The sequence below is a fragment of the Streptomyces noursei ATCC 11455 genome (assembly GCF_001704275.1).
GTDB classification, from domain to species: domain Bacteria; phylum Actinomycetota; class Actinomycetes; order Streptomycetales; family Streptomycetaceae; genus Streptomyces; species Streptomyces noursei.
Window position 1 is genome coordinate 6,252,603 of record NZ_CP011533.1, and the last position, 16,801, is coordinate 6,269,403.

The following is a 16,801-nucleotide window of genomic DNA, read 5'->3' on the forward strand; positions in this document are numbered from 1 at the left end:
GCCCCGCCACCGGAAGCAACCGGTGGCGGGGCCGCATGCCGCCGGGGGCTGCCCGGCTCACGCTCCGTGTGCGGCAGCCCCTAGGGCCTGACCCATCGGACAGGCCCTAGGCCGTCAGCCGCACCGGCAGGCTCGCCAGCCCGCCCGCGATGAAGCCGCCGGCCGGCGCCAACTCCTCGGCCGGCACGGCCAGATGGATGTCCGGGAACCGTTCGAAGAGCGCCGGCAGCGCGGTCCGTGCCTCCAGCCGGGCCAGCGGCGCGCCGATGCAGTGGTGCACCCCGTGCCCGAACGCCAGGTGCTCCTGGGCCGCCCGCCGGACGTCGAACGTGATGGCGTCCGCGCCGTGTTGCTCGGGGTCCCGACCCGCCGCCGCGTACATCGGCAGCAGCGCCTCGCCCTTGCGGATCACCTCGCCGTGCGGCAGCTCGACGTCCTCGACGGCGAACCGGAGCGGCAGGCTGGCGATGCTCGGCGACCAGCGCAGCGTCTCCTCGATCACGTCGTTCCACGACGCGCCGCCCGCCCGCACCAGCTTCAGCTGATCGGGGTGGGTCAGCAGCGCGAACACCGCGTTCCCCAGCAGATCCACGGTGGTCTCGTGGCCGGCGCCGATGACCAGCAGCAGGGTGTCCAGCAGCTCCCGCTCGGTCATCCCCTGGCCCTCGTCGTCCCGGGCCGCGACCAGCAGGCTGGTCAGGTCGTCCGCGGGCTCCGCGCGCTTGGCCGCGACCAGCGAACCGAGCAGCTCGGCCACCGCCAGCTGGGTCGCCGCGGCCTGCTCCGGGGTGGCCGTGGTGTCCATGATCTCGGCGACGACGCGGGCCAGTTCGCTCCGCGGCGCACCCTCCGGGTAGCCGAACAGCTCGCAGATCACCTGCATGGGGAGCGGGTGGTTGAAGGACTCCCGCAGGTCGATCACCTCGCCGGCGGGGCGCGCCGCCAGCCCGTCCAGCAGCTCGCGGGTGATCTGCTCCACCCGCGGCACCATCGCGTCCGTGCGGCGCGCGGTGAACGCCGGGGCGATCAGCTTCCGCAGCCGCCGGTGGTCGGGACCGTAGGCGGTGAACATGTTCGTCACGCCGATCCACGACTGGAGCCAGCTGCCGCGGATCTCCGGGCGCTGCCACTGTGGCCAGTGGTCCCGCGGGTTCTTGGAGATCCGGTCGTCGGTGAGCAGCTGTTTCAGCAGGGCGTGACCGGTCACGCCCCACGCCTGGATGCCGCCGGGCAGCTCGATCCGGGCTGCGGGGCCTAGTGCGCGGAGGCGGGCTGCTTCACCGTGGACGTCGGTTCCGGCGGGGTCGATGACGAAGGGCCGCTGGTCTGCCATGGCGTGGCTCCTGCCTGGTCCGGGCTGATGGGGGTGAAGCGGGTCGGGAGGGCGGCCAGGGCCCGGTGGAAGACCCCGTTGCGCCACTCCAACTCACTTGGATGGACGGCGAGTTCGATGTCCGAGAGCCAGGCGGTGAGCCGCTCGATCGCGGTGATGGCGATCAGCAGCGCGTGCCGCTTCACCGGACAGGCGTGCGGCCCCGCCGCCCACGCCAGGTGTGATCCGCTGCCCGACCCGGGGCCCTGGGCGCCCGTGGTGTCGAACTGGCTGTTGGCCGCCGCGTACGACACCATCACCAGCTGCCCGGCGCGCACCCAGGTGCCGTGGAAGAAGACGTCCCGGACCGGGAAGTGCGCGGAGTAGTTGGCCATCGGCGGGTCGTTCCACAGCACCTCGTTGATGGCGTCGTGGACGGTCAGTGCCCCGCCGGAGACGGTGTTGTAGTAGCGGTCGTCCGACAGCATGCGGGCGAGGGCGTTGCCGATGAGGTTGGCCAGCGGCTCGTTGCCCGCCCCCATCACGAGGATGATGTTGTGGATCAGTTCCTCGTCGCCCAGCTCGTTGGGATGGTCCATCATCCACGAGGTGAGGTCCGGCCCGCGCTGTGCCTTCTTCGCGCCGACCAGCTCCATGATGTACTGCGTGTACGCCTCGTTGGCGGCCTGCGCCTCTTCCGGCGAATTGCCCTCCAGCATTCCCGCGATCGCCGCGATCAGCCGGTCGCTGTAGGAATCGGGCAGCCCGAAGAGGGTGTTGAACATCAGCAGCGGGATCAGCCGCGCGTAGTCCGCGATCAGATCCGCCTCGCCGCGGTCGCCGAACCGCCGGATCAGGGTGTCCGCCGCGTCGTGCACCCGGGCCCGCAGCTCGTGCGGCTCGACGAGCTTGAAGCTGTCGACGATGACGTCGCGGTAGCGGACGTGCGCCGGCCCGTCGCTGTAGAAGACGTTCGGCCGCCAGTGCAGCATCGGCATCACCGGCGAGTCCGGCGGGACGGTCTGCATCCAGGCCCGGGAGTCCTTGGACCAGGTGGTGTCGTCGTTCAGCAGCTCCAGCGCCGCCCGGTAGTCCGTCACCAGCAGCGCGGGCACATCGGGCGCGATCTCCACCGGGGCCACCGCCCCGTACTGCCGCAGCCGCGTGTAGAACCCGTGCGGGTCGGCCGCGAACTCCGGCCCGTACAGCCGCATCGGGACGTTCGGGTCCGGGTGCCCCGCGGTCTGCGACGGCCCCTCGTGCGCCGGGCATCCCGGCGGCGGGACGGCGCCCTCCGGCGGCAGGGGAACGCCCTGCCCGGGGCAGGACGGCTGCGGGGCGGCGCCCGGCTCGTACGGCTCGTACGGGGAAGTCACGGGTTCGGGTTCTCCTCGGGCGTGTGGTCCAGGACGTGTCGGACCAGCGCGATCAGTGCGTCGACGGACTGTGCCCGGTCCCGGGCGTCGCACAGCACCAACGGGGTGTCCGGGTGCAGGTCGAGCGCCTCGCGCATCTTCTCCACGTCGTACTGCGGGGCGTCGGGGAAGGTGTTGACCGCGACCGCGTAGCGCAGCCCGGCCTCCTCCACGATGTCCATCACCTCGAACGAGTCCGCCAGCCGGCGGGTGTCCGCGAGGACCAGGGCGCCCAGCGCACCGCGGGCGATGTCCTGCCACAGCGGGCGGAACCGTTTCTGCCCGGGCGTGCCGAACAGGTACAGCACCAGGTCCCCGGGCAGCGTCAGCCGCCCGAAGTCGATGGCGACGGTGGTGGTGGTCTTGTCCCGCACGCCGGCGAGGTCGTCGACCATCGCGCCGCTCTGCGTCATCACCTCTTCGGTGTGCAGCGGCGGGGTTTCCGAGAGCGCGCGGATGAGCGTGGTCTTGCCGACCCCGAACGGGCCGGCGACCAGCAGCTTCACCAGTGTCTGGTGCTCGCCGCTGAGGTACATGTTGCCGGTCCCGGCGCCGGGGCTAGGACTTGAGAGAGCGGAGTCCATCGAGAACCCTCTCCAGGATCTGCCGGTCGAATCGCTCGGCTTCGGGTATGGGGACTCGGGCGTGCAGGCGCCCGGCATCGACGAGGTCGGCCACCAGCACCTTCACCACGCTCACCGGCAGGTGAAGGTGGGCGGCCACCTCGGCCAGAGTCAGCGCCCCGGGCTGGAGCAGCTCCAGGATCCGGTGCTCTTCGGGGCGCACTTCGCTGGTGATCGGCATGTCCACACTGATCAGCACGGTCAGCCGGTCCAACGTGTTGCGGCTCGGTTGGGCGCGTCCGCCGGTCGCCAGATAGGCCGGTACGAGGCGCCGTCCGCTGCTCTGGCGCGGCGTCATGCTTGGCTGCCGAGGTCCCGAGCCGGGCTGTTCATGACCTTCTTGCCCAGGGTCGTCACCTGGATCTGCATGTGGTGCGCGACGACGCCCATGTTCACCTCCGGGTCGGCGAAGACGGCCAGGCAGGTGTTCTCACCCGCCGGAATCGCGAAGACGAAACCTTCGTCGGACTCGATCACGGTCTGCCGCAGCCGCGCGTCGTCCTTCTCGGTGAACGCCGCGGTGACCGCGCGCCCCGCGCCCTGGAGCGCCGACATCATCGCCGCGACGCCCTCCGCGGCCTCCCGCGACAGGCCCGGCGAGGCACCCTCGATGAAACCGTCGCCGGAGATGACGGCGGCGTGGACGACATGCGGCAGCTCCAACAGGGGAGCCAGCACCCAGGACTTGTCCTCGGTGACACGGCGGCGGGTGGGGCTGTTCATGACTGGGCGTTCCCTTCGGGACTGCGCGGGGGTTCTGACTGGGCTGCGGCCCGCCCGGACTCGGTGCCTCGCTGGAGCGCCGCCCAGCGGGACCCCGTCTCCTCCGGGGAGCGCAGGTTGATCGTGTCGGGGTTCGACTCGGGCTGCTGCTCGGACACCGGCCGACGACGGCGCCGGCGCGGCAACTCGCCCTCGGCCGGCGGCTGCTCCGGCTCCGGCGCGGCGTACTCCGCGGGCGCCGGGGCCGGCGCGGCGTGCGCGGGCGCCGACTGCGCGGGCGCCGGGTAGGGCTCGGGCGCCGCGAAGGACTCGGCCGGCGCGGGGCGCGGCGTCGGCACGGCCGCCGCGGGGGTGGCCGGGGCGGTCGCCCCGGTCGGCAGCGTGGACGGCATCGCCACCCGGTCCCGCGGCCCGCCGGGGGCCCGGTGCGGCATCGGCGCCATCACCGAGATCGGCCGCGCGCTCTCGTCCAGGACGGTCAGCAGCGGATCGCCCGGGATGTAGACCACAGCCCGCACGCCTCCGTACGGCGACGGCTCCACGTGCACCCCGAAGCCGTACTGCCGCACCAGCTGGCCGGCGGCGGCGAAACCGGACCGCGGCGGATCGCCGAGCTGCGTCAACAGCATGCTGTCAGCGCCCGCCAGCAGCTCCATCGCGTGCTTGATCTCGTCGTCGTGCATGCCGACGCCGTAGTCGTCGATGATCACCGAGGCGCCGCGGTTGCCCTGCTGGAGCGTGACGGTGACCGGCAGCTCCCGGTGCGAGTGGTGCAGCGCGTTCGCCAGCAGCTCGGTGACGGTGATCGCGATCGGCTCGACGGCCCGCGCCACCACCGCGACCGGGTCCCGCAGCTGGTTGCTGACCTGCACCCGCTCGTAGCCGCGCAGCCGCGACGTGGCGCCCACCACCAGCTCCGCGAGGTAGGAGTCCTCACGGGTCAGGCCCGGCCAGGCACCGCACACGACGCCGGTGGCCTGGACGCGGCGCAGCGCCTGCTCGTTGAGGAAGTCCGCGTTGAGCAGGTCCTGCGCGATCTGCGGGTCGTCGTAGGTGTGCTGCATCGTCTGCAACGAGGTCTGCACCTGGTACAGCAGCGCCTGGATCGTGGTGGTCGCGCCGCGCAGCGTGGACTGCGCCGCCGCGTCGACCCGGGTGCGCTCCTTGGTGATCGCCTCGCTGACCTGCGTCAGCACGGCCGCCAGTGCCTCGTCGGTCGGCGATCCGCCGAATCGTTTGTCCAGCAGACCGCGCACCGGCACGTGAGGATGCGCCAGCGCCAACGTCAGGTCGGGCAGCCGGGCCTCGGCCAGGTGCCGGATCTCGGCTTCCGTGGCCCGCAGCCTGGCCGACAGCTCCGTGTTGCTGTGGAGCGTGGCGCTGTTGTGTTCCTCAGCGGCGGCCAGCCGGGTTCTGAGGCCGGCCCGCTCCTTGCGCACGCGGACCAGGAGCGCCGCCAGCACCACGGCGGCGGCCGTACCTGCGCTGAGGCACCACAACAGCGCCTGCGGTATGGATGTCATCGAGATCCTCGTTTGGGACGGACGGGGATGTCTCGGCCGCCACGGCTGCCGTGCCGCCGAACATCACCGGATGCTACCTGCCGCCTGACACGCCGTAAGGGTCCTTGACGTGCGTGGACGGAGAAGTGTGGAAGGTCGCATTCAGTCGTCGATGACCGGTCGGTAACGTGATGCGGCCCCGACATCCGGAGGGATGGCGGGGCCTTGTGGAGATGCCGTGGATATGACGTGGATGGTGCGCGAATGAGACGCGGTCAGATCGTCTTGTACCGACCGCTCTTCACGGCATCCACGAATGTCGACCACCCGTCGACCGGAAAGACCAGTGCCGGCCCGTGCGGGTTTTTGCTGTCACGGACGGGGACGAGGCCGGGGAGGTCGTCGCGGATCTCCAGGCAGTCGTCGTTGTTGTGACCGCTGTAGCTGCTCTTACGCCAGCGGGCGACCTCGATGCAGCTGCCACCTTCGCCGTTGCTGTAGCTGCTCTTGTGCCACTCGGCCGTGCTCAGGTCGTAGTCGCGCATTTTCGGTATTCCTCCGCCGCCGATTTGATCAGGACCAAGGACGCCTCTGGCGAGGACGCTGCGGCCCGGATCAAATCGTAGTCCTGCTGTACGCGCTTCACTATGGCCGGATCGTCCAGCAGCGAACCCGCATACACCGTTTCTGTATAGGCAGTTGGCGGGGCGTCGTCGAAGTCCATCAGCTTCAGCATCTTGCCCATGGACGGGTACGCGCCCGCGGCGAACGGGAGGATCTGGATCAGGATCTTGTGCTCGCGGATGAGTCGCACGATGTGCTCCAACTGCTCGGCCATGACGGCCGGTCCGCCCACCGGAACTTGGAGGACGGCCTCATGCAGCACCGCCCAATACTTGGGGCGTTCCGCGCGGTTGAGGACGACCGCACGATCCAGCCGCGACTGCACGCCCTCATCGAACTCCTCGTCCGGCGCGAACGGGCTGGCCGCTCGCATGGCGGCCCGCATGTACGGCTCAGTCTGGAGCAGCCCAGGCACGGACATCGGGGCGAACTCGCAGATCTGTGTCGCCAGTCGCTCAAGTTCCACCACCTTCGCGAAGTAATCCGCGTACCGCTGGTCGTCGATGAGCTTGCGCCACGTCCGCTCGAAAAAACCGTCGGTTTGTAGAACCTGGTCGATGCGGATCGCCACGTCCAGCTGGGGGCGGCGGATCGCCTGCTCGAACTGTCCGATGTATCCGCCGGAGACGAACACCTTCTCTCCCAGCATCTCCTGGGTCAAGGCGGCGTTCTCCCGATGTCGCTTGAGTTCCGTTCCCCAATACTCCCAGAGTACTTGGCGTGAGGCGTTGGCCATGGTCTACTCCCTTTCCCTGCCTGGCAGTTGCAGAGCCGAACCTGTTGCTCAGGCTAGCTCCGGGGCCCCACGCTTTCGCTGCGAACGATGAAAAACCCTCACAGAAAGCGGGACAGGCAGTGAAAGAGCATTCCGGTGTGGAAACCGTGATCGCGGAATTGCGGGAAGCCTTGGCCCGAGCTGGCATCATTTTGCCGTCGCTCGGCCTCGACCCGGTTTCGTACGCGCATCGCACCATGCCCCCGCTCGTGGAATTGGGGCGCTGCAATACGGAGACCGCCCGGCGGCTGGCGCGGGCACTGGGGGAGCGGTGAGGGCGCCGATGGTGGCCCCGGGGGCCGGGGCGTACGTGGTGGACACCAGGGACGGGCGGGTCGGGCGGGTGGTGGGCCGGGAGGGGCCGCGCCTCCGGCTGCGGCCGGTCGGGGGCGGGCGGGAGTGGGAGTGCGCCCCCGAGGCCACCCGGTGCGCCACCGCCGGCGAGCGGCTCCGGGCGGAGACCCGCTACGCCAACGCCCGCAGTCGCGGCGAGCGGGCCTGAGGGCGGCCCCTGGGGCCCGACGGGGTGCGGGGCCGGGCCGCGGCCGGGCGTGGGCGAGAATGGCGGTATGACTCTGTTCCGCGACGACGGCATCGTGCTGCGCACCCAGAAGCTGGGCGAGGCGGACCGGATCATCACGCTGCTCACCCGCGGCAACGGCCGGGTGCGGGCCGTGGCGCGCGGGGTGCGGCGCACGAAGTCGAAGTTCGGGGCCCGGCTGGAGCCGTTCTCGCACGTGGACGTGCAGTTCTTCGCGCGCGGCGGGGAGCTGGTCGGGCGCGGGCTGCCGCTGTGCACGCAGAGCGAGACGATCGCCGCGTACGGTGGCGCGATCGTCACCGACTACGCCCGCTACACCGCCGGGACGGCGATGCTGGAGACCGCCGAGCGGTTCACCGAGCACGAGGGCGAGCCGGCCGTCCAGCAGTACCTGCTGCTGGTCGGCGGGTTGCGGACGCTGGCCAACGGGGCGCACGCGCCGCACCTGGTGCTGGACGCGTTCCTGCTGCGCTCGCTGGCGGTGAACGGCTATGCGCCAAGTTTCGATGCCTGCGCGCGGTGCGGAATGCCCGGTCCGAACCGGTTCTTCTCGGTGGGGTCGGGCGGCGTGGTGTGCGGTGACTGCCGGGTGCCCGGAAGCGTCGTACCCTCCTCAGAGGCCATCGGACTCCTGAGCGCGCTGCTGACCGGCGACTGGGAGACCGCGGACGCCTGCGAGGCGCGCCATGTCCGGGAGGGCAGCGGCCTCGTCGCGGCGTATCTGCACTGGCACCTGGAGCGCGGCCTGCGGTCCCTGCGCTACGTGGAGAAATAGCGCGGGGCGGCACCGCCGGGCCACGACGACACCGTGAAGACACCGTCCATCGATATTGCATAGGAGACGTGGGGCGCATGGCAGTACGCGGGATTCTGGGGCGTAATCGACGTGAGTACCAGACGCCCGAGCCGCATCCCTCGGGTGCGCGTCCGCCGAGGATCCCCGGCGAGCTCGTCCCGAACCACGTCGCGATCGTGATGGACGGCAACGGGCGGTGGGCCAAGGAGCGCGGGCTGCCGCGCACGGAGGGCCACAAGGTGGGCGAGGGCGTCGTGCTCGACGTCCTCAAGGGCTGCATCGAAATGGGCGTGAAGAACCTCTCGCTCTATGCCTTCTCCACCGAGAACTGGAAGCGTTCGCCGGACGAGGTCCGCTTCCTGATGAATTTCAACCGGGACGTCATCCGGCGGCGCCGGGACGAAATGGACGCACTGGGTATTCGTATCCGCTGGGTCGGCCGGATGCCGAAATTGTGGAAGTCCGTCGTCCAGGAACTCCAGATCGCCCAGGAACAGACCAAGAACAATGACGCGATGACGCTGTACTTCTGCGTCAATTACGGCGGCCGGGCGGAGATCGCGGATGCCGCGGCGGCCATCGCGGCGGACGTCCGGGCCGGGAAGCTGGACCCGTCCAAGGTCAACGAAAAGACCGTGGCGAAGTACATGTACTACCCGGACATGCCCGATGTGGATCTGTTCGTCCGGCCCTCCGGTGAGCAGCGGACCTCGAACTACCTGATCTGGCAGAGCGCCTACGCCGAGATGGTGTTCCAGGACATCCTTTGGCCTGATTTCGACCGCCGGAACCTCTGGGACGCGTGCCTGGAGTACGCCAAGCGGGACCGCCGGTTCGGCGCGGCGCCGCTGGAGGCGGGCGAGAAGGCGACCTGAGCGCGGGCCCGCGGACGGCGGGTCGGCGAACGGCGGACGGGCCGCCTCCCCGCGCGGGGGAGGCGGCCCGTCGTGCCGGCTCGCGGGGCGTCAGACGCCCCTGTTCCTCGCCCCCGCCTCGGCCTCCGCCTTCGACGCGCAGTCGCCGCACGTCCCGAAGATCTCGACGGTGTGCGCCACATCGCGGAAGCCGTGCTCGGTGGCGATCTGCTCGGCCCACTTCTCCACCGCCGGGCCCTCGACCTCGACGGCCTTGCCGCAACCGCGGCACACCAGGTGGTGGTGATGGTCGTCGCTGTTGCACCGGCGGTAGACGGCCTCGCCGTCGCTGGTGCGCAGCACGTCGACCTCGCCGGCGTCGGCGAGGGACTGGAGCGTCCGGTAGACGGTGGTCAACCCGACCGAGTCGCCCCGGTGCTTGAGCATGTCGTGGAGCTCCTGCGCGCTGCGGAACTCGTCGACCTCGTCGAGTGCGGCCGAAACCGCGGTGCGCTGCCGCGTCGACCGGCCGCGGACCGGAGATCCCGCGCTCGTCGCCACCGTTGCCTCCCTAGGACGTCAGGACTTCTCCCGCGCATGCGTTTGGCCATTGTGCCAGGTGATGACCGGAAGCCCTGTTTGGCGCTTACCTCTACTCCCTTATGTATCCCTCGGACGGGCCGTCCCACACCGCCCGAGGACCGTCCCCGCGCGCCGGCGCGATCTTGCGCGCCGGTGCGACGGGATGCCTGTGACGCCGTTACACCCGGACGTCGTCCTCGGCGGTGCGGCCGGCCGGCACTTCCAGGGTGCACCCCTTCCCGGCCGCCGCGGCCCGCCTTCTGGCCAACGGGGTGGCCAGCGCCGTGAAGACCACGAACAGGGCGATGGCGAACAGCACGATGGTCGCGCCGGACGGCACGTCGACGTAGTACGAGGCGGTGGTGCCGGTGAGGGTCACCGCCACACCGATCGCCACCGCGGTCGCGAAGGTCACCGCGAAGCTGCGACTGATCTGCTGGGCCGCCGCGACCGGGATCACCATCAGCGCGCTGACCAGCAGCAGACCGACCACCCGCATGGCGACCGTGACGGTGACCGCGGCGGTCACCGCGATCAGCAGGTTCAGCAGCCGCACCGGCAGGCCGGTGACCCGGGCGAACTCCTCGTCCTGGCAGACTGCGAACAGCTGGCGGCGCAGCCCCACCGTGATCGCCAGCACCAGCGCGGCCAGTACGTAGATCGTCGTCATGTCCTGCGGCGAGACGGTGGTGATCGAACCGAACAGATACGTGCCCAGGTTGGCGCTGGAGCCCGCGTCCGAGAGGTTCATCAGCATCACACCGCCTGCCATGCCGCCGTAGAACAGCATGGCCAGCGCCAGATCGCCGCGGGTCTTGCCGTACCAGCGGATCAGCTCCATCACCACCGAACCGACGACCGCGACCGCGGTGGCGACCCAGACCGGGCTGGTGTTGAGCAGGAAGCCCAGGCCGACCCCGGTCAGCGCGACATGGCCGATGCCGTCGCCCATCAGGGCCTGGCGGCGCTGGACGAGGTAGATGCCGATGGCGGGCGCGGTGATCCCGACGATCAGGGCGGCGATCAGCGCCCGCTGCATGAAGGCGAAGTCGAGCATTTCCATGGTGGCGGGCCCCTAGCTCAGCAGGCCGGTGCGGAGCGGCTCCGCGGCGGCGTCGGCGTGCGGATGGACGTGGTCGTGGCCGGGCAGGGCGTGCTGCCCGACCGCCTCGGGCGGCGGGCCGTCGTGGACGACGCAGCCGTCCCGCAGCACCACAGCGCGGTCGATCAGCGGCTCCAGCGGGCCGAGTTCGTGCAGCACCAGCAGGACCGTGGCGCCGCGGCCGACCTGTTCGCGCAGCGCCGAGGCCAGCACCTCCTGGCTCGCCAGGTCCACGCCGGCCATCGGCTCGTCCATGATCAGCAGATCCGGTTCGCCGGCCAGCGCCCGGGCGATCAGCACCCGCTGGTGCTGCCCGCCCGACAGGGCGTTGACCGAGTCCTTGACCCGGTCCGCCATCCCGACCAGTTCCAGCGCGTGGTGCACCGCGGCCCGGTCCGCCTTGCGGAGCAGGCCGAGCTTCGTCCGGGCCAGCCGGCCGGCGGTGACCACCTCGCGGACGGTGGCCGGCACCCCGCCGGCCGCGGTGGTGCGCTGCGGCACGTATCCGACCCGCGCCCAGTCCTTGAAGCGGCGGAACGGCGTCCCGAAGAGCGCGAGGTCACCGCTGGTCAGCGGGACCTGGCCGATCACCGAGCGGACGGCGGTGGACTTGCCCGAGCCGTTGGCGCCGAGCAGCGCGACGACCTCGCCGGACCGCACGGTCAGATCGACGCCGCGCAGCACCGGCCGGGAGCCCAGCGACGCGGTCGCCCCGCGCAGCTCGATCACCGCCGACCCGTCCTCGGCGCGCCGGCCACCGGCCTCCGGGGCTATGACGGGCTGGCCCATGTCCTTCATCTGTCGACCTCCGTCGTGCGATGCGTCCTGGTGTGCGGGGCGTACCGCGCGGGGTGCGCGGGACGCGGGAGGGGCCCGGGGCCGGTCACTTGGTGCCGAGCGCCTTCTGGAGCGCGGCGAGGTTGGCGCGCTGCACCGAGAAGTAGTCCTTGCCGCGGGACTTGTCGGTGATCCCCTCCAGCGGATCCAGCACATCGGTCTTCAGGTGCAGGTCGCCGGCGAGGGTCTTGGCGGTGGCCGGGTTGGCCAGCGTCTCGAAGAACACGGTGGAGACGTGGTGCTCCTCCGCGAGGGTGTGCAGGTCCTTGATCCGGTTGGCGCTGGGCTCGGACTCCGGGTCCAGACCGCTGATCGCCTCCTCGACCAGGCCGTAGCGCTCGGCGAGGTAGCCGAAGGCGGCGTGCGTGGTGATGAAGGTGTCCGAGGCGCGGTTCTTCAGCCCGTCCGCGAACTCCTTGTTCAGCGCGTCCAGCTTCTTCACCAGGACGTCGGTGTTCTTCTGGTAGTCGGCCCTGTGCTTCGGGTCGGCCTCCGCGAGCGTGGTGTTGACGCCCTTGGCGACCTCGGCGAACTTCACCGGATCCAGCCAGACGTGCGGGTCCTGGCCGGGCTCGGACTCGGAGTGCGCGTGGTTGTCGCCGGTGGTGTGGTGGTGCCCGTCCACCTCGGGACCGTGCGTCTCCATGCGGGTCAGCTTCGCCGCGTCGGCGATGTGCCGCACCCCGGACTGCGCGACCGCGTCGTCCACGGCGGGCTGCAGGCCCTTGAGGTAGACGATCGCGCCGGACTCGCCGAGCTGGCCGGTCTGCTTGGGGGTGAGCGTGAGGTCGTGCGGCTCCACGCCCGGCTTGGTGAGGTTGGACACCTCGACGTGCGACCCGCCGATCTGCTCGGCGAGGAACTGCATCGGATAGAACGACGCCGCCACCTTCAGCTTGCCGTCGTCGGTGCGCCCGGAGGCGGTGGTGGAGCAGGCGGAGAGACCCAGCAGGCCGAGTACCGCGGCTCCGGCGACGGCCGCGCGGGATATGTGAGGGCGTACGTTCATGACAGTCATTTTCAACAAACATGGAAATGATTGTCAACAAAGTGCGCGCCAGGTCACAGGGCGCCGACAACCGGCCGGAACCGATCCCGAATCGATTTGGTCCGGGGGGTACGCCCGCCGCTACCCTGAACTATTCGCCCAGCCGTCTCGCGATCACCACACCTCACCGAGGCGCAGCGCGCCCCCTATCCACTGTCCGACGTCGTACTGAAGAGAGCACCGTGGCCGCCGACAAGATCGATACCATCGTCAGCCTGAGCAAGCGCCGTGGCTTCGTCTACCCCTGCAGTGAGATCTACGGCGGCTCCCGCGCTGCCTGGGACTACGGTCCCCTCGGCGTCGAGCTCAAGGAGAACATCAAGCGCCAGTGGTGGCGTGCCATGGTCACCTCCCGCGAGGACGTGGTCGGCATCGACTCGTCGGTGATCCTGGCTCCCGAGGTGTGGCAGGCGTCCGGCCACGTCGCCACCTTCACCGACCCGCTCACCGAGTGCACCTCCTGCCACAAGCGCTTCCGCGCCGACCACCTGGAGGAGGCGTACGAGGCCAAGCACGGCAAGCTCCCCGAGAACGGCCTCGCCGACGTCAACTGCCCGCACTGCGGCAACAAGGGCGGCTTCACCGAGCCCAAGCAGTTCTCCGGTCTGCTCTCCACCCACCTCGGCCCGTCGCAGGACACCGCCTCCGTCGCCTACCTGCGCCCCGAGACCGCCCAGGGCATCTTCACGAACTTCGCGCAGGTCCAGCAGACCTCCCGGAAGAAGCCGCCGTTCGGCATCGCCCAGATGGGCAAGTCCTTCCGGAACGAGATCACTCCGGGCAACTTCATCTTCCGGACCCGCGAGTTCGAGCAGATGGAGATGGAGTTCTTCGTCAAGCCGGGCGAGGACGAGCAGTGGCACGAGTACTGGATGGAGCAGCGCTGGAACTGGTACCGCGACCTCGGTCTCCGCGAGGAGAACGTCCGCTGGTACGAGCACCCCAAGGAGAAGCTCTCCCACTACTCCAAGCGCACCGCCGACATCGAGTACCGCTTCCAGTTCGGCGGCTCGGAGTGGGGCGAGCTCGAGGGCGTCGCCAACCGCACCGACTACGACCTCAACGCGCACTCGAAGGCGTCCGGTCAGGACCTCTCCTACTTCGACCAGGAGGCCGGCGAGCGCTACACCCCGTTCGTCATCGAGCCGGCGGCCGGTGTCGGCCGCACCATGCTCGCCTTCCTCCTCGACGCCTACACCGAGGACGAGGCGCCGAACGCCAAGGGCAAGCTGGAGAAGCGCACCGTGCTGCGCCTCGACCCGCGCCTGTCCCCGGTGAAGGTCGCGGTCCTGCCGCTCTCCCGCAACCCGCAGCTCTCCCCGAAGGCCAAGGGGCTGGCCACGGACCTCCGCAAGTTCTGGAACATCGAGTTCGACGACGCGGGCGCCATCGGCCGCCGCTACCGCCGCCAGGACGAGATCGGCACCCCGTTCTGCGTCACCGTCGACTTCGACACCCTCGACGACAACGCGGTCACGGTGCGCGAGCGCGACACCATGAAGCAGGAGCGTGTCAGCCTGGACCAGATCCAGTCCTACCTGGGCGCGCGTCTGCTCGGCTGCTGAACCGCCTGACGGCGGGAGCGCCGACGACGGCGGCCGCGCGGCCGCCCGTCGCGACAACATGAACGCCGGCCGGTCCCCGAGGAGTTGGGGACCGGCCGGCGTGGCGTTTTCTCGCGGGACGGACCGGCGCTCCGTCGCCTTCCCGGCCTGGCCCTAGCCGCGCAGCCCGCGCAGGACGAGGTCGCGGACCGCCTCGAAGTCGGCGGTGATCTCCGGACGGGACCACTCGGCGGCGTAGCACGGGTCGTGGAATCGTCCGGTGGCGGCGAAAACGGCGTGCGCGGTGGTGGCGGGGGACGGTGCGTGGAAGGTGCCCTCCCCGACGCCCGCCTCGATGATCTTCGTCAGCTGCGACTCCAGATCACTGACGTGCCGATCGACCACGCCACCGCTCTCGCCGATCAACGTCATGTACGTGGCGAAGAGTTCGGGATCGTCACCGGCCTTGTGCCGCTTGGCCTCGAAGAGCGTGGCGAGCCAGCGGCCCAGCCGACCCTCGGCGGCCCCCTCGTCGTCGACGATGGTCGCCAGCTGCTCGCTCGTGCGATCCAGCCAGCGCGCCGTGACCGCCTCCCGCAGCGCCGCCTTCGTACGGAAGTGCCGGTACACGCTGCCGTGACTGACGCCCAACGCCCGCGCGACATCGACGACCGTGGCCTTGGCCGGGCCGTACCGGCGCAGCACCTCCTCGGTAGCTTCGAGGATCCGCTCGGGCGTCAACGTCTCGGGGGGCATGGGGTCGGGTCGACCTTTCTCTTGAACGGTGCACGTACCTAATGGACGGTACCGGTTCCCGTTCTGGGGTGCGGTGTCCGCCGGGTCCGCCTGACGGCGGGGTGGTGCGGTGTCCGCCGTGCCCGCCTGACGGCGGGGTGCCGATCCGCTGCGCGGGGCGGTTCCGCTGCGCGGGGCGGTTCCGCTGCGCGGGGCTGGTCGGGTGCGGTGCCGGGTCTGTGGGGTGGGGGATGTGCGGACTGCTGCGCTTTACGTCCGCACATCCCCCACCCCACAGACCCGTCCCCTCCCGTTGATGGGTGGATTCCGGACCGTAGGGGTGCGCCTTGGTGGGTCCCTGCCGGTGGTGCGTTGGTGGAGTGTGCTGACGGCCGTCACCGGACCACTCACGTCGGCCCCCACCCACCGTCTTCATGACCCTCAACGGGAGGGGACGGGCCGGAGGGGGTGGTGTGCAGGACGTAAAGCGCAGCAGTCCTGCACACCACCCCCTCCGGCCCGTCACCGCACCCAACCGCCCCGCGCAGCGGAACCGCCCCGCGCAGCGGATATCGGAAGAACCCGCCGTCAGGCGGGCCCGGCCCCGCGCAGCGGAAACCGCAAGACCCCGCCGCCAGGCGGGCCCGGCGCCGCGGGCGCAACAGGCGAACCCCCACGGCGCGATCGCCGACAACGTGGGAAGTAAAGCTCAGCGCTTAGCGTTCGCGTTCGCTGTCCAAGTGGGCCATCTGCGACCTCGGGTAGCGGTCGCCCGCGGCGGCGCCGGCGGGGACGGCCTGTTCGATGGCGGTGAGGTCGGTGGGGGTCAGGGTGACGTCCAGGGCGCCGAGGGCCTCGGTGAGGCGGTCGCGGCGGCGGGCGCCGACCAGGGGGACGATGTCCTCGCCGCGGGAGAGGACCCAGGCGATGGCGGTCTGGGCGACGGTGGTGCCCTTCTCGTCGGCGATCTTGCGGAGGGCGTCGACCAGGTCGAGGTTGCGGTCGAGGTTCTCGCCCTGGAAGCGCGGGGACATCCCGCGGAAGTCGTTGGCGGCGAGCTTGCGGTCGCGGGCGAAGTGGCCGCTGATCAGGCCGCGGGAGAGGACTCCGTACGCGGTGATGCCGATGCCCAGTTCGCGGGCGGTGGGCAGGATCGCGTCCTCGATGCCGCGGGAGAGCAGGGAGTACTCGATCTGGAGGTCGGAGATCGGGGCGACGGCGGCGGCCCGGCGCAGCGTCTCCGCGCCGACCTCGGAGAGGCCGATGTGTCGGACGTGGCCGGCCTCGACGAGTTCGGCGATGGCGCCGATGGTCTCCTCGATCGGGACGTCGGGGTCGACGCGGGCGATGCGGTAGATGTCGATGTGGTCGGTGCCCAGCCGCTGGAGGGAGTACGCGGCGAAGTTCTTCACCGCGGCGGGGCGGCCGTCGTAGCCGCTGAAGCCGCCCTCGACGGTGCGCAGGGCGCCGAACTTCACGCTGATCAGGGCCTTTTCGCGGGCGGCGGCGGGGGCCGTGCGAAGCGCTTCGTTGATGAGCAGTTCGTTGTGGCCCATGCCGTAGAAGTCGCCGGTGTCGAGGAGGGTGACGTCGGCTTCGAGGGCGGCGTGGACGGTGGCGAGGGATTCGGCGCGGTCGGCGTCGCCGTAGAGGGCGGACATGCCCATGCAGCCGAGGCCGAGGGCGGAGGTCTGCGGGCCGGTGGTGCCGAGGGTGCGGGTCTGCACGGCGTGCTCCTGGGGTGCATAGGGAGGAGGAAAGGGGCGTCGACGGGCGGGTGGCCCGTCG

Annotated in this window: 19 protein-coding genes; 5 read left to right on the forward strand and 14 right to left on the reverse strand. The window is 70.6% G+C overall.

Annotated elements, in window-relative coordinates; all coding sequences use genetic code 11:
* Positions 1 to 106 precede the first annotated feature (106 nt).
* From SNOUR_RS26485 to SNOUR_RS26520, 8 genes are all read right to left on the reverse strand, one after another.
* Positions 107 to 1,333, reverse strand: a complete 1,227-nt coding sequence (locus tag SNOUR_RS26485; protein WP_067351745.1) for a cytochrome P450 family protein — start codon at positions 1,331 to 1,333, stop codon at positions 107 to 109.
* Positions 1,255 to 2,688, reverse strand: a complete 1,434-nt coding sequence (locus SNOUR_RS26490; protein ID WP_067351748.1) for a cytochrome P450 — start codon at positions 2,686 to 2,688, stop codon at positions 1,255 to 1,257. Before SNOUR_RS26490 ends, SNOUR_RS26485 begins: the two co-directional genes overlap by 79 nt.
* Entirely contained in the window at positions 2,685 to 3,263 is a 579-nt protein-coding gene (locus SNOUR_RS26495) for a GTP-binding protein (RefSeq protein ID WP_079142893.1), read from the reverse strand. Before SNOUR_RS26495 ends, SNOUR_RS26490 begins: the two co-directional genes overlap by 4 nt.
* Positions 3,264 to 3,285: 22 nt before the next feature.
* A complete protein-coding gene (locus SNOUR_RS26500) occupies positions 3,286 to 3,648 on the reverse strand; it encodes a DUF742 domain-containing protein (RefSeq protein ID WP_039636542.1) in 363 nt (120 codons plus the stop codon).
* Complete coding sequence (locus tag SNOUR_RS26505; RefSeq protein WP_067351754.1) at positions 3,645 to 4,073, reverse strand: roadblock/LC7 domain-containing protein; 429 nt, start codon at positions 4,071 to 4,073, stop codon at positions 3,645 to 3,647. The genes SNOUR_RS26500 and SNOUR_RS26505 overlap by 4 nt, the downstream gene beginning before the upstream one ends.
* Positions 4,070 to 5,596 carry an ATP-binding protein gene (locus SNOUR_RS26510; protein ID WP_067351756.1) on the reverse strand — a complete coding sequence of 509 codons (1,527 nt, stop codon included), beginning with the start codon at positions 5,594 to 5,596 and terminating at the stop codon, positions 4,070 to 4,072. The genes SNOUR_RS26505 and SNOUR_RS26510 overlap by 4 nt, the downstream gene beginning before the upstream one ends.
* Positions 5,597 to 5,850: 254 nt before the next feature.
* A complete protein-coding gene (locus tag SNOUR_RS26515) occupies positions 5,851 to 6,120 on the reverse strand; it encodes a DUF397 domain-containing protein (protein ID WP_067351759.1) in 270 nt (89 codons plus the stop codon).
* Positions 6,102 to 6,935 (reverse strand): helix-turn-helix domain-containing protein, encoded by an 834-nt coding sequence (locus tag SNOUR_RS26520; RefSeq protein WP_067351762.1) that lies wholly within the window; start codon positions 6,933 to 6,935, stop codon positions 6,102 to 6,104. Before SNOUR_RS26520 ends, SNOUR_RS26515 begins: the two co-directional genes overlap by 19 nt.
* 119 nt (positions 6,936 to 7,054) lie before the next feature.
* On the opposite strand from SNOUR_RS26520, the gene SNOUR_RS26525 reads away from it, so the two are divergent.
* The 4 genes from SNOUR_RS26525 to SNOUR_RS26540 all read left to right on the forward strand — a co-directional run bounded on the left by SNOUR_RS26525 (position 7,055) and on the right by SNOUR_RS26540 (position 9,186).
* A complete protein-coding gene (locus SNOUR_RS26525) occupies positions 7,055 to 7,249 on the forward strand; it encodes a hypothetical protein (RefSeq protein ID WP_067351764.1) in 195 nt (64 codons plus the stop codon).
* 8 nt (positions 7,250 to 7,257) lie between these two features.
* Complete coding sequence (locus SNOUR_RS26530) at positions 7,258 to 7,476, forward strand: hypothetical protein (protein ID WP_067358809.1); 219 nt, start codon at positions 7,258 to 7,260, stop codon at positions 7,474 to 7,476.
* Between the two features lie 67 nt (positions 7,477 to 7,543).
* The gene (gene recO, locus SNOUR_RS26535) at positions 7,544 to 8,290 is read left to right on the forward strand and encodes a DNA repair protein RecO (protein WP_067351767.1); all 747 of its coding nucleotides are present in this window, start codon (positions 7,544 to 7,546) and stop codon (positions 8,288 to 8,290) included.
* 77 nt (positions 8,291 to 8,367) lie between these two features.
* Entirely contained in the window at positions 8,368 to 9,186 is an 819-nt protein-coding gene (locus SNOUR_RS26540) for an isoprenyl transferase (RefSeq protein WP_067351770.1), read from the forward strand.
* A gap of 90 nt (positions 9,187 to 9,276) precedes the next feature.
* Here the strand turns inward: SNOUR_RS26540 and SNOUR_RS26545 are convergent, their stop codons facing one another.
* The 4 genes from SNOUR_RS26545 to SNOUR_RS26560 all read right to left on the reverse strand — a co-directional run bounded on the left by SNOUR_RS26545 (position 9,277) and on the right by SNOUR_RS26560 (position 12,695).
* Positions 9,277 to 9,726 (reverse strand): Fur family transcriptional regulator, encoded by a 450-nt coding sequence (locus SNOUR_RS26545; protein ID WP_067351772.1) that lies wholly within the window; start codon positions 9,724 to 9,726, stop codon positions 9,277 to 9,279.
* A 199-nt stretch (positions 9,727 to 9,925) separates the two neighbouring features.
* Complete coding sequence (locus SNOUR_RS26550) at positions 9,926 to 10,810, reverse strand: metal ABC transporter permease (RefSeq protein ID WP_067351774.1); 885 nt, start codon at positions 10,808 to 10,810, stop codon at positions 9,926 to 9,928.
* 12 nt (positions 10,811 to 10,822) lie between these two features.
* Positions 10,823 to 11,638 (reverse strand): metal ABC transporter ATP-binding protein, encoded by an 816-nt coding sequence (locus tag SNOUR_RS26555; RefSeq protein WP_067358811.1) that lies wholly within the window; start codon positions 11,636 to 11,638, stop codon positions 10,823 to 10,825.
* Positions 11,639 to 11,732: 94 nt separating this feature from the next.
* Positions 11,733 to 12,695, reverse strand: a complete 963-nt coding sequence (locus tag SNOUR_RS26560) for a metal ABC transporter substrate-binding protein (protein WP_067351776.1) — start codon at positions 12,693 to 12,695, stop codon at positions 11,733 to 11,735.
* 221 nt (positions 12,696 to 12,916) lie between these two features.
* Between SNOUR_RS26560 and SNOUR_RS26565 the strand changes: the two genes are divergently transcribed.
* Positions 12,917 to 14,299 (forward strand): glycine--tRNA ligase, encoded by a 1,383-nt coding sequence (locus tag SNOUR_RS26565; protein WP_039636567.1) that lies wholly within the window; start codon positions 12,917 to 12,919, stop codon positions 14,297 to 14,299.
* Positions 14,300 to 14,452: 153 nt separating this feature from the next.
* Here the strand turns inward: SNOUR_RS26565 and SNOUR_RS26570 are convergent, their stop codons facing one another.
* Both SNOUR_RS26570 and SNOUR_RS26575 read right to left on the reverse strand, forming a co-directional pair.
* Positions 14,453 to 15,034, reverse strand: a complete 582-nt coding sequence (locus tag SNOUR_RS26570) for a TetR/AcrR family transcriptional regulator (RefSeq protein ID WP_067351778.1) — start codon at positions 15,032 to 15,034, stop codon at positions 14,453 to 14,455.
* Positions 15,035 to 15,729: 695 nt separating this feature from the next.
* On the reverse strand, positions 15,730 to 16,740 hold the full coding sequence (locus SNOUR_RS26575) for an aldo/keto reductase (RefSeq protein ID WP_067351780.1): 1,011 nt from the start codon (positions 16,738 to 16,740) through the stop codon (positions 15,730 to 15,732).
* Positions 16,741 to 16,801: the final 61 nt, after the last annotated feature.

Excerpts from the sequence above, each read along its gene's own strand:
- SNOUR_RS26485 (WP_067351745.1), bottom strand. The coding sequence starts at position 1,333 with ATGGCAGACCAGCGGCCCTTCGTCATCGACCCCGCCGGAACCGACGTC.
- SNOUR_RS26495 (WP_079142893.1), bottom strand. The coding sequence starts at position 3,263 with ATGTACCTCAGCGGCGAGCACCAGACACTGGTGAAGCTGCTGGTCGCC.
- SNOUR_RS26500 (WP_039636542.1), bottom strand. The coding sequence starts at position 3,648 with ATGACGCCGCGCCAGAGCAGCGGACGGCGCCTCGTACCGGCCTATCTG.
- SNOUR_RS26505 (WP_067351754.1), bottom strand. The coding sequence starts at position 4,073 with ATGAACAGCCCCACCCGCCGCCGTGTCACCGAGGACAAGTCCTGGGTG.
- SNOUR_RS26510 (WP_067351756.1), bottom strand. The coding sequence starts at position 5,596 with ATGACATCCATACCGCAGGCGCTGTTGTGGTGCCTCAGCGCAGGTACG.
- SNOUR_RS26515 (WP_067351759.1), bottom strand. The coding sequence starts at position 6,120 with ATGCGCGACTACGACCTGAGCACGGCCGAGTGGCACAAGAGCAGCTAC.
- SNOUR_RS26520 (WP_067351762.1), bottom strand. The coding sequence starts at position 6,935 with ATGGCCAACGCCTCACGCCAAGTACTCTGGGAGTATTGGGGAACGGAA.
- SNOUR_RS26530 (WP_067358809.1), top strand. The coding sequence starts at position 7,258 with ATGGTGGCCCCGGGGGCCGGGGCGTACGTGGTGGACACCAGGGACGGG.
- recO (WP_067351767.1), top strand. The coding sequence starts at position 7,544 with ATGACTCTGTTCCGCGACGACGGCATCGTGCTGCGCACCCAGAAGCTG.
- SNOUR_RS26540 (WP_067351770.1), top strand. The coding sequence starts at position 8,368 with ATGGCAGTACGCGGGATTCTGGGGCGTAATCGACGTGAGTACCAGACG.
- SNOUR_RS26550 (WP_067351774.1), bottom strand. The coding sequence starts at position 10,810 with ATGGAAATGCTCGACTTCGCCTTCATGCAGCGGGCGCTGATCGCCGCC.
- SNOUR_RS26555 (WP_067358811.1), bottom strand. The coding sequence starts at position 11,638 with ATGGGCCAGCCCGTCATAGCCCCGGAGGCCGGTGGCCGGCGCGCCGAG.
- SNOUR_RS26560 (WP_067351776.1), bottom strand. The coding sequence starts at position 12,695 with ATGAACGTACGCCCTCACATATCCCGCGCGGCCGTCGCCGGAGCCGCG.
- SNOUR_RS26570 (WP_067351778.1), bottom strand. The coding sequence starts at position 15,034 with ATGCCCCCCGAGACGTTGACGCCCGAGCGGATCCTCGAAGCTACCGAG.